Annotated in this window: 10 protein-coding genes; 4 read left to right on the top strand and 6 right to left on the bottom strand. The window is 44.9% G+C overall.

What is annotated here, in order from left to right; translation table 11 throughout:
* The 6 genes from LDL35_RS12170 to LDL35_RS12145 form a co-directional block, all read right to left on the bottom strand.
* Positions 1 to 2,640 (bottom strand): hypothetical protein (locus LDL35_RS12170; RefSeq protein WP_304022775.1); only part of this gene is annotated, 2,640 nt, incomplete at its 3' end.
* A gap of 8 nt (positions 2,641 to 2,648) precedes the next feature.
* The gene (locus tag LDL35_RS12165; RefSeq protein ID WP_304022773.1) at positions 2,649 to 2,912 is read right to left on the bottom strand and encodes a hypothetical protein; all 264 of its coding nucleotides are present in this window, start codon (positions 2,910 to 2,912) and stop codon (positions 2,649 to 2,651) included.
* Positions 2,909 to 3,238 (bottom strand): hypothetical protein, encoded by a 330-nt coding sequence (locus LDL35_RS12160; protein WP_304022770.1) that lies wholly within the window; start codon positions 3,236 to 3,238, stop codon positions 2,909 to 2,911. The genes LDL35_RS12165 and LDL35_RS12160 overlap by 4 nt, the downstream gene beginning before the upstream one ends.
* A gap of 688 nt (positions 3,239 to 3,926) precedes the next feature.
* A complete protein-coding gene (locus LDL35_RS12155) occupies positions 3,927 to 4,139 on the bottom strand; it encodes a hypothetical protein (protein ID WP_304022768.1) in 213 nt (70 codons plus the stop codon).
* Complete coding sequence (locus tag LDL35_RS12150; protein WP_304022765.1) at positions 4,136 to 4,684, bottom strand: hypothetical protein; 549 nt, start codon at positions 4,682 to 4,684, stop codon at positions 4,136 to 4,138. Before LDL35_RS12150 ends, LDL35_RS12155 begins: the two co-directional genes overlap by 4 nt.
* A gap of 21 nt (positions 4,685 to 4,705) precedes the next feature.
* The gene (locus tag LDL35_RS12145) at positions 4,706 to 5,209 is read right to left on the bottom strand and encodes a hypothetical protein (protein ID WP_304022758.1); all 504 of its coding nucleotides are present in this window, start codon (positions 5,207 to 5,209) and stop codon (positions 4,706 to 4,708) included.
* Between the two features lie 361 nt (positions 5,210 to 5,570).
* On the opposite strand from LDL35_RS12145, the gene LDL35_RS12140 reads away from it, so the two are divergent.
* The 4 genes from LDL35_RS12140 to LDL35_RS12125 form a co-directional block, all read left to right on the top strand.
* Positions 5,571 to 6,914, top strand: a complete 1,344-nt coding sequence (locus LDL35_RS12140; protein ID WP_304022756.1) for an ATP-binding protein — start codon at positions 5,571 to 5,573, stop codon at positions 6,912 to 6,914.
* A 220-nt stretch (positions 6,915 to 7,134) separates the two neighbouring features.
* Positions 7,135 to 7,668 carry a hypothetical protein gene (locus tag LDL35_RS12135; RefSeq protein ID WP_304022754.1) on the top strand — a complete coding sequence of 178 codons (534 nt, stop codon included), beginning with the start codon at positions 7,135 to 7,137 and terminating at the stop codon, positions 7,666 to 7,668.
* Positions 7,669 to 7,733: 65 nt separating this feature from the next.
* Entirely contained in the window at positions 7,734 to 8,522 is a 789-nt protein-coding gene (locus tag LDL35_RS12130; RefSeq protein ID WP_304022752.1) for a hypothetical protein, read from the top strand.
* Positions 8,523 to 8,850: 328 nt separating this feature from the next.
* A partial coding sequence (locus tag LDL35_RS12125; protein WP_304022750.1) for a hypothetical protein occupies positions 8,851 to 9,689 on the top strand: 839 nt, incomplete at its 3' end.

Genomic DNA, 9,689 nt, shown 5'->3' with positions numbered 1-9,689 from the left:
TGTACGGTGTGCATAATTTTTGATTTCACAGGAACCGGTATGATCACTGACATCGGGGCTCTGTGATTTTGCCGGATTTGGCACACCTTCTTTTTCTGCGAAGGATTGCTCGTTGTTTTGATCGAGTCCTCCATCCTGGCTCTCGATTGGTGTGTCATATTCGGAAAACACCGTGGGCACAGGGTGGCACACCTGCACAGGTGATTGGGTCGTGTCATTGGAATCATCATTGTCATCAGGTGACAGCCAGCACCCATCACTCCCCGACCAGACGGCGTCCATCTCATGATCCCATGTGTATACATTACATATCTGACGCTTTCCGCCCTCAAGGACGATGGACTGCCTGGTAAAGGAAAGAGGCGGACATTTCTCAAGAAGCCCCTCATACTCATGGTTATTTGGATCCCTGGGATGAATAATCCGGTATGTGGCGGTTCGTGACTTTCCAAGTAATTTCTGCATCTCCTGAAGGGTGAATGAGATGATGTGCTCTCTTCTGATGATCTCAACCATCTCATACTCCGCTTTGGTCAGTTTGGTATACTGGCCGCCATGAGTGCCGGATATGAGCAGGAATATCTCCTTTGCCAGGGCGAAATCCTCTTCTGATGCAATTATTTCTTTTACTCCGTTTGTCTCCTGTATCTTCCGCTGATACTGGAACATGAGTGCGACTGACCGGATGAGATCCAAAAGCATTGTCAGGTTTCTCCGGTTCCGGGCTGAGGCAAACCTGATTCGTTTTGCATAGGGTATGAGGACCGGGTATTCCCTGAGTTCCTTCCAGAGGGCACGGCAGATGTATGTCCGTTCTGATATTTCAGGATGCAGGGCGGTGGATCGTGCAGCTGCTGCCAGTTCCCGTGCCATGACCTCGTTGTCCTGTTCGATGCTGTCATCTATCCAGACGGTGAGCATACGATTCCAGACCTGATCGTCACCTGTTCCCTCCATCTTTGCAACCCACCAGACACATCGTTCAGGAATAATTCTGACCAGCCCTTTCCGTTCCTTGTCAACCGTCCGGTAGATGAAGGGTTTGTGAAAGCTGCTGGTGACTCCCTTTAAGGTCTCCTGCATCGGTTCGGAGAGGGAGACATCATCAAGACAGATGACGGATCCTGTTTTCAGGTCATCAAGATAGAAGAGGGCCTTGTCACTGAACCGGCCGACAAGGGTGTCTTCCTCTGGGATAAGGTCCAGCATGGTCTCAAAACTATGGGACTTTCCCTTTCCTGATTCACCGGTGACCAGCACATGAAGACCCTTTGAATTTTCAACCAGACGGGATGCAAGCGACATGATCAGGCATCTGGCTACTATTCCGTCCCCGACATGGTGTTCTGCAAAGGTGTCAAGGATGTATTGAACGGGGTTTCCCTGGTGGAGGATCTCCATCGCTTTCTCCCAGATCTCCGGACGGTTCTCCAGGGGTACCGGGATATCCGGTCTGGTCTGACCAGGCGGATTTGGTATCAGGGAGGAATTAGATGAGGAATTCGTGGGATCACCGGTTGTCCACTCCTCTGCACCGGGCAATTCCGGCCTGCCGTCCCGTTCTGCTTTTGCGAGAGCCCGTTTTCTGATTCCCTCCCGTCGCCATGTGTCATAATCACGGTAGGGGCGTTTCCCTTCTATTCGTTCACGAAGTTCCTGCCATCGCTGAGTCCCCCCGCCACAGGAATTATGGTGACATCCGGCGAATATGCCTCCGTTGGCGAACTGAATGGCATATGCTCCGTCAGCATGGGCGGATGAGAACGGACACTGATCAAAGAGATAGAGGGTGCCTCCTCCGTAGGGCTTTTCCCGGTATGAGAATCCGTTCTTCTGCAGCCATATTCCAAGAGAGAATCCCTCTTCCCGGGGGATGATGGTTTGTTTCTCTATTCCTGGTCTGGTTTCGTCATTGGTCGGGAGAAGCGATACCAGTCGGATGAAATGGTCATGACGTGCAATCGGCAATACATCCGGACCGGATCGTATCAGGGAACGGCGGTGTGGGCGGTGATCGGTGGAATCACCCTTTCGTGAGAGTGTTCCATATAATTTCCATATCCGTGCTGCATTGGAGACGGTGGTGTCAATTTCCGACTCGTCATCGGAGAAGAGTGCAGAGAGGACGGTGAGGGCTGATTTAATGAGGCGTTGTGATGCATCATCATTGGGGAGGTCTATCCGGTACATGAGATGTGCCCCGTTCCCTGAGTCGGCACAGATAGGTTCAGGCCATCCATGTTCAGAGAGGAAGTCCCTGATCCGGTCGGCCTTGCGAAGGGCTGCCTCATGCTCTGCGTCGGTTGAAGATATTCCGGATGGTCGCCTGGGATCGACGTCGATTAAGAACCAGTTCCGACGGATGATGTCTTCGTCTCCGGTGGTCTTATCGTCACGTGATAACTTCATATTCAGACGGTTTGCCCGCCGTGCGAAGAGATCAGGGTTGATCTCATTTGCCACAACATAGATTCCTGCAATGTCAGAAAGCCCGTCAAGGATGGTTGCATCCTGGGCCATCTTATCATAATCGGTGTAGTATCCTGATGCAACACCGCCATTCTTCCAGAGGGCCCGGAGCTCAAGGACTGATCCTGGCTGAAAGAGGGTGTGGAGGGTATGGAGTATGGGGGAGGTCATGATGCCATTCACTCCTTCTTCTCGTCTTTTACCTTCCAGACATAGGTATTCTGATGAACTCCCTTTCCTTTTATCCAGAGGGGGAAGTGCAGGTTCATGATGATGCTGATCTTTGTCCGTCGTGAGGTGGGAGAGAGGGAGCGAAATGACGGGTAGAGGTAGGGATCATCTCTGATGGTCTCTTCTATGGTTCGTCTGGAGATGAGCGTCTGGTTCTCTTTTATGGAATGCATGACTGCATGGAGGACTTCATCGATATAATCCTGATTCATAGGGTTCCCTCCCGGATTGGCATTGCTCCTCCACTGAGGATCTGGTATTGTGACCATTCTGCATTGCAATAGAGCCAGAACTGGATCTGCACCGGGAGCGGATGGGTGTTGACCATTCTGCACAGGGAGATCAGTTCTTCAGAAAACCGGGTAAGAGACCTGGTCCGTGAGGTTCTGACGGCAAGGAATACTATTCGTTCTTTATTCCAGGCGATGATATCAAAGAGTCGTGTTTTCCCACAGATCCGTTCGGCCTGGTATCCGGAGCGGCTGAGTCGTGCCAGTGCATGATAGATGGCAGCACGAAGTGTGAGATTGTCAGACATATGATCTCACCCCGTTGGTGCATGCAAACTCTCTTAACACAAGACGTATATAATAACATATTACCCCTGCAGAGTTCGATTTCCTTGGTCGGTGATTGACAATGTGGGGGTTATTCATGCATGCTTTGGTAATTTCTCTCAATCAACCACCATTCCTGTTAAATTTTTTATAATGGCTGTCATTGTTCATCTATTGGCCATTTTGAGGCCACTTCATTAAAATGTTCGTAAATCGCTACAATTTAAAAGAATAATCAATTATTCTCTGTTATTCTCTGTGCTCCCTGAGTATTGGAGCCTTTCGTAGTTAGAGGGCCTGTAAATATAAACATTACGGGATTTTTGGATCTTATCAGGTCGATTATTCGCTGAGAAGATAAAGTTAAAAAAAATACTCGTTCTGCTATCTACTCCGCGCTAATGCGCCCCTATTCCTGCATATTCGAATTCATTTGTGACAGGATCCTGGGGGATGACAATCGGGTTAAAAATCTGCGGGCATGGGTATAAATACTCGTGTTTTATCGGTATCTATCTGTATTTCATGGTATGCGTCGGTATCAGGATGTATCAGAATGTATCGAATTGTTTCGAAAAGTGCTCATGATGGGAGTATGAAAAAGAGGGATGAGGATCCTGATATGATCGAATACAACCCGGTGATCGAATTATGGGGTCTTATCCTGATTCAGTCATCAAAGGGGGTTTTGATGTGAACATTTCCTTCTCTATCGGCACTGATGGATGTTAGGACCATTTCTTCGGATGATCGCATGAATTGAATGGTATTATCCGCATAATGACGATAATAGAGGAGAGAGAGGATTCCTCCGATGTATCCGGGTACTGCACAGATGAGCGATACCATCGTGAGAAGGGAGGTGTGATCAATTGAGATCATGATCCTCCAAGGGTGAGATGTTCGGTCATGTTCAGATCTCCAAGGATATCTGCCTTCATTGACGTTGTCCGGTTCTCATCCTCTGTTCCGGCTCTTATCCGGATTATTCCTGATCCATTGATGGCGGTCAATGCAGTAAGCTCTTTGGGTAAGGAACGGGATGAGGAGTAGTCACCCTTTTCCAATAGGCCCAGTGTCCGGGCTGACGACTCTGCTTTTGTTCTGTTCCGGGTATCAAAGATACAGAGCGTACTATCTTTTTCATATTCCCTGGTCAGACTGGAGTATTCATCAATTCCCAGTGGTCCGGTTGCATTGATGATCGTCTGTGTCTTCGGTTCTGCATCAAAGTTGAGGTTTCTGATGAGAAATGCCAGATCACTTGCAAAGAACTCTGCTGCATAGGTCTGTCCCTGGCTGATGAGTGATGATGAGACAAAGGCTGCACCATTGCAGACGATGGAAGATGAGAGGGAGTCAGCACAGGAGAGGCTTGCCGCGGGGATGAGAATAATGAGAAAGAGGAGAGAATAGTGGGTATTCATGTCACCTCCAAAAAAAGGTGATCAGGCCAGTTCACTGACAGTATCTGCCCAGGTTTCGACGGCGGCCATGATCCCATCAGATTCAAAGCTGGAGATGCTCACCTTGTCACGTTTGAATGTGACGTTGTAGAGTTCTCCGTTCGCTGCATGACATTTGAGGGTGACTGAAAAGCCATCTTCAGAGCTGTCATGTGATGCAGCACCTCCCATAGCGGTTTCAAGTCCTGCCTGTGCAAGGAGGGTGGATACGGCGGTGTCAAATGCACCGGATGAGGGAGCACGAACAGATATCCGGCCAACCTGTTTTCCGTCATTGTTCTCATAGATGATGGTTCCGGAGTAGTACTCGGTGCTTTTTGCCACCGCCGGAAGGGTCTCTCCGCCTGACTGGTACGGGGTGCATCCCCAGGGGTTGTCGGCAAGGATGTTCCCGATGATGGTGTTTAATGTGGCCTTGCTGGCAAGAGGGGTTGCAAGGACCCGCTCTGCACTTTTTACTACAGATTTTGAGACAAAGTCTGCCATTTGTTTCTCCTGTCACGGGTGTGACATAGAAGTGTTGGAAGGATGATAGTATCGTGATTTAAGCGGGGGTGTATCGGGGGATGAATTATGGCGGGTTTAAGGTATTGAGTGGTTTGAAGGATCCTCATCGGTGGTTTTGCCGGAGATCATGTACCTGGTCCGGGGCTTTGGGGAGGTATGGCAGATCCCTGGATGAGAGTTGCCTGGTCAGGGGAAGGGAAGATGAGTGATTGAGATGGTACTACCCCTGATCTGTGTGAATGGGTGGATGAAGTTGCCCTCTAAAATGTCCAAAAGTTGGTAAAAATTGCCCCCTATTTTAGCCAAGGTATATATAATCTTCGAACTGCATATATAATGCATGGATCGGGTCATCTCGTCACACCTCTTCTCATGGAAAAAATCTCACCGGACTCCGCTTCTTATCAGGGGTGCACGACAGGTGGGGAAAAGTTATAGTGTCGAGCAATTTGGTAAAAAAGAATTTCATAATTATGTTGCCCTTAATTTTGATTTAGACCCTGGTTTTAAATCAATATTTCAGACGAAAGATCCAAATTCCATTATTTCACAGATAGAACTAATATTTCGCCAGAAAATAACAAAAGATACCCTGATTTTTCTTGATGAAATTCAGGAATGTCCGGATGCTATTATGTCCCTTCGTTACTTTAAAGAATTGCGTCCTGATATCTTTGTAATTGGAGCCGGTTCACTACTTGAATTTGCATTTACTCCGGATATGAGGATGCCGGTGGGAAGAGTTCAGTTTTTAAATATGTTCCCGCTCACTTTCTCCGAATTCATGGAGGCATTGGGAGAAGAAAACCTCATTTCATATCTGAACTCCGTTCATATCTCTGATGCCATCCCTCCAGCAGTCCACGAACGACTCAATTCTCTTCTTCGGACATATTTTATCCTTGGTGGAATGCCTGAAGTTATCGCATCATACCTTGAGTCAGATAGTTTTCTTACCTGCTCACATATCCAGGATGCACTTATTGAAACATATAAACGGGATTTTTATAAATATGGCAAAACATCAGAGGTAATACATCTGCAGACCGTCTTTTCAGCAATTCCACGGATGGTTTCAGAACAGATAAAATATGTGAATATTGATCGGGAATCTAAATCCCGCGATCTGAAAAATGCACTCCACCTGCTCAGCCTTGCCCGTGTCATCACTCCTGTATATGGTACTGATGCATCCGGTCTTCCCCTTGGTGCAACCCTGACCAATAAGCAGAAGTATATTTTTCTGGATATTGGCCTTATGCAGCATCTTTGTGGATTGAATGCTGAAATTATGAGTCTGAAGGATGTTATGCAGATTAACAGAGGCAGTCTGGCAGAGCAATTTATCGGTCAGGAATTGTTGGCACTTGAGGATCCGTTCATCAATTCAGAACTCTATTTCTGGGCACGGGATAAGGCCGGGAGCTCGAGTGAGATTGATTACTGTATCACCAGGAAAGGCAGGATATATCCTACTCAAGTGAAATCAGGAAAGACCGGTACGCTCCGATCCCTGCGGGTGTTCATGGATGAGAAACAGCCCCCGTTTGCGATTCGGTTCTGGGAAGGGGAACTGAGTTTTCATGATAATATATTATCCATACCGCTCTATATGACCGGTGAAGCTGGTCGGCTTATTGATGAGGTATATGATTTGGTGAGTAAAAATTTAGATAACACCTGATTCGCTCATATTTTCCTTTTGAATTGGATGTAGGCCGTTCATGTAAAAATTTGAATGGGACACATACTTTATCAACTCATATGCGAATACTCATGCATTGATGCCACAGATACAATCCGAAATCTTTATCACACTATGATTACTGGATGATCCTCAGGATAATAACAGGGTCACTTTCCGGGTTGCTTTTCCTGTCTGGCATCTGGGTGAGGTATTGTTCATGTCATTCATTAATCAGAAACAAAATGGATTGATAATACCTTTGTTTGTATTCGGGATCTTTATTTTTATTTTGGTTTTTCCTGTATCGGGTGATGTTTCATCATCTCTCATTTCTGCCCTTCCACAGAGTTCTGATATTTCTTCAGATCTTCAGGTATCAAAAGAATGGGAATCATACCCAACTTCAGGAAATACTGTCCACACTGTTCGGTGGGGAGGGTATATTCCCTTTTCATGCCCTCAAAATGATAACCGAGTAAAAAATATGAAGGGGGATTATGTGAGCGTCGTTGCGAGTATTGATCAACAAAAAAAATTACAAACTCCTGAAGAATATCAGGAGTGGGTTATGAGCTATCCGGATGGCCGGGAAATGTCTATTTTTGATGGATTACCTGGTTCAGTTATTGCATCAAAAATTTCTGATGACAATGATGAGACTCAGACAAATAATGAATATCAGTTGTTTATGTGGATTGATCCATCAACTACCGTCGGTATAGAGTTTTGGGGTGTAGTTATAAGGGTTTAAATGACCAGAAGGATATTTTTGATAGACTGGGCTGTACTCCATCATATGCAGAAAGACAGTCTAATATGGATATATTTGTAGAATCTGAAGTGATTCGTCTTGGAAATTTAATCAATAGTCGGTTACATGGTGGTTCTGATGATGAGTTAGAACCGGACTCTCTATATGATTCCTTGATCTCCCTCCTTGCAAGTTATATTCCGGATCCCTGGGGGATATATCAGACCTCAGATAAAGATCTCCTGATTGCCGCCTTGCAGGAGCATGATATTGAGCCAGATGGGGCGACTTTTATATTACAGACTCAACTTCTGCAATGGTATGAGCAGTTTATAATGCAGATTGATGCAGAGATTGATTGTGGGGGAGATTTCTATACTGCTACTTCCAGCTGGGTAGATCTCCTTCCAGTGCTATATGGTTTACCGGATGAGTTTTCAGATTTGGTATACTTACCTGATAAGGTGGATGCCTTAAAACGAGCAGCCGAAGTTGGTGAAAAATCTGCAGAAATTTTACGTGATTATCAGAATGAAGAGGCTTTCAGAGATATTTATCAGAATTATTATGATTATCGGGAAGGGGCAGCGGTTGTTGAAGATGTATCGGTGATGCGAAATTATTTGGAAGTATGGCCTTCGTCTATTTTCGTAAAGATAGAATTATCAGATGAGGAGTATGAAGATTTATTTCAGGCATTAGAATGCCGGTATCTTTGCGAGAAAAAGCAGGAAGCAATCCAGAAACTTCGTAATAATGAACGAAAGATCGTTGCTGCAAAGATCCAGGAATTTTCTTCAGATTTACGTAAGATTGAGAGAACATTTGATCGACTTCTTGAAGAAAAAAGGTGACATTGATAAAATAATTCATTTTATCATTTTTGTCATTAAATAAAGGTTCTCCACCTAAATTAAGAAAAAAGTACAATATACCTATCTCAAATTAACTCATTCGAATTAACACAAATCATTTTTGAATTTGAGAATTTTATTTTCAGCACATACAATTGAATATTTATAGGTGATATGGTGCTGAAATCTGTAGAATTTTCATTGGATAAAAATATTTAACCTCAAAGGGAGAGTAGAGAATATGGCCCACGAACAATTACGACAAAAAGATCATTCAAAAACTCTCCAATTGATTTTGATTTTTCTTCTTTTGATAATTATGCCGGTAATGGGTGTCAGTTCAGATGTGATACTCTCTTCTCTTCCCCAAGAGGATGAAATCACATCTGGTCTTATACCTGAGCAGAAATATGAGGTTAAGGATGATAGCTCAGGTCCGGCGAATCGGTATTTTACTGCACAATGGACGGGTTATGTTCCAATATCATGTCCGAAATCAGATTCCAGAGTAAAGAACAAGAAAGGGGATTTTTTTGATGTAGATGTATCAGTTGTTTCTCACGATGAAATTTATCCTGTTTCTGAAACCCCTGAAGCATTTCGTGAGAGAAGTCTGGGACTCAGTTTTGCTTCTCCCTATTATCCTTATGATTCTCTTCCCGGAGGAGTAATATCTGAAGGAAGTTCTGAAATTGATGATGGTTCACAGAAAAATTTTTGGTGCTCTATTTATGCCTGGGTTGATGCACAGACTGAGATTAGACTGAGTATCCATGGATCTGTACAAAAATGGATTTTTGATGAAGCCGGATGTACCCCTTCATTTGCTGAACGTGATCAGAAAATGAATAATCTCGTTAAATCTGAAGCCGTTCGTCTTAGTAATCTGGTATATAATCGTTTGAAGGGAGAAGATACAACAAAAAAGACAAGAGACTATGGAGAACTTATCTGGACACTCCGATATTACCTCCCCTCACAGTTTGGAAAATATCCTAATGAGGTTTTGTATAAGGCTCTGGTGGTGAACGAAACCGGTGTACTTGGACCGGACAGGGGAATCACCTATGCTCTGAAAGATAATATGATGTGGGATATCTCTGTATTCAAAGAGAATTTGACACGAGAGATTCCTAGCTGGCAGGGAAGTCTGGTGGATGAAGCCGG

The organism is Methanospirillum hungatei, from assembly GCF_020216685.1.
Classification (GTDB): Archaea; Halobacteriota; Methanomicrobia; order Methanomicrobiales; family Methanospirillaceae; genus Methanospirillum; species Methanospirillum hungatei_B.
This window is presented reverse-complemented; position numbering and strand designations above follow the sequence as displayed.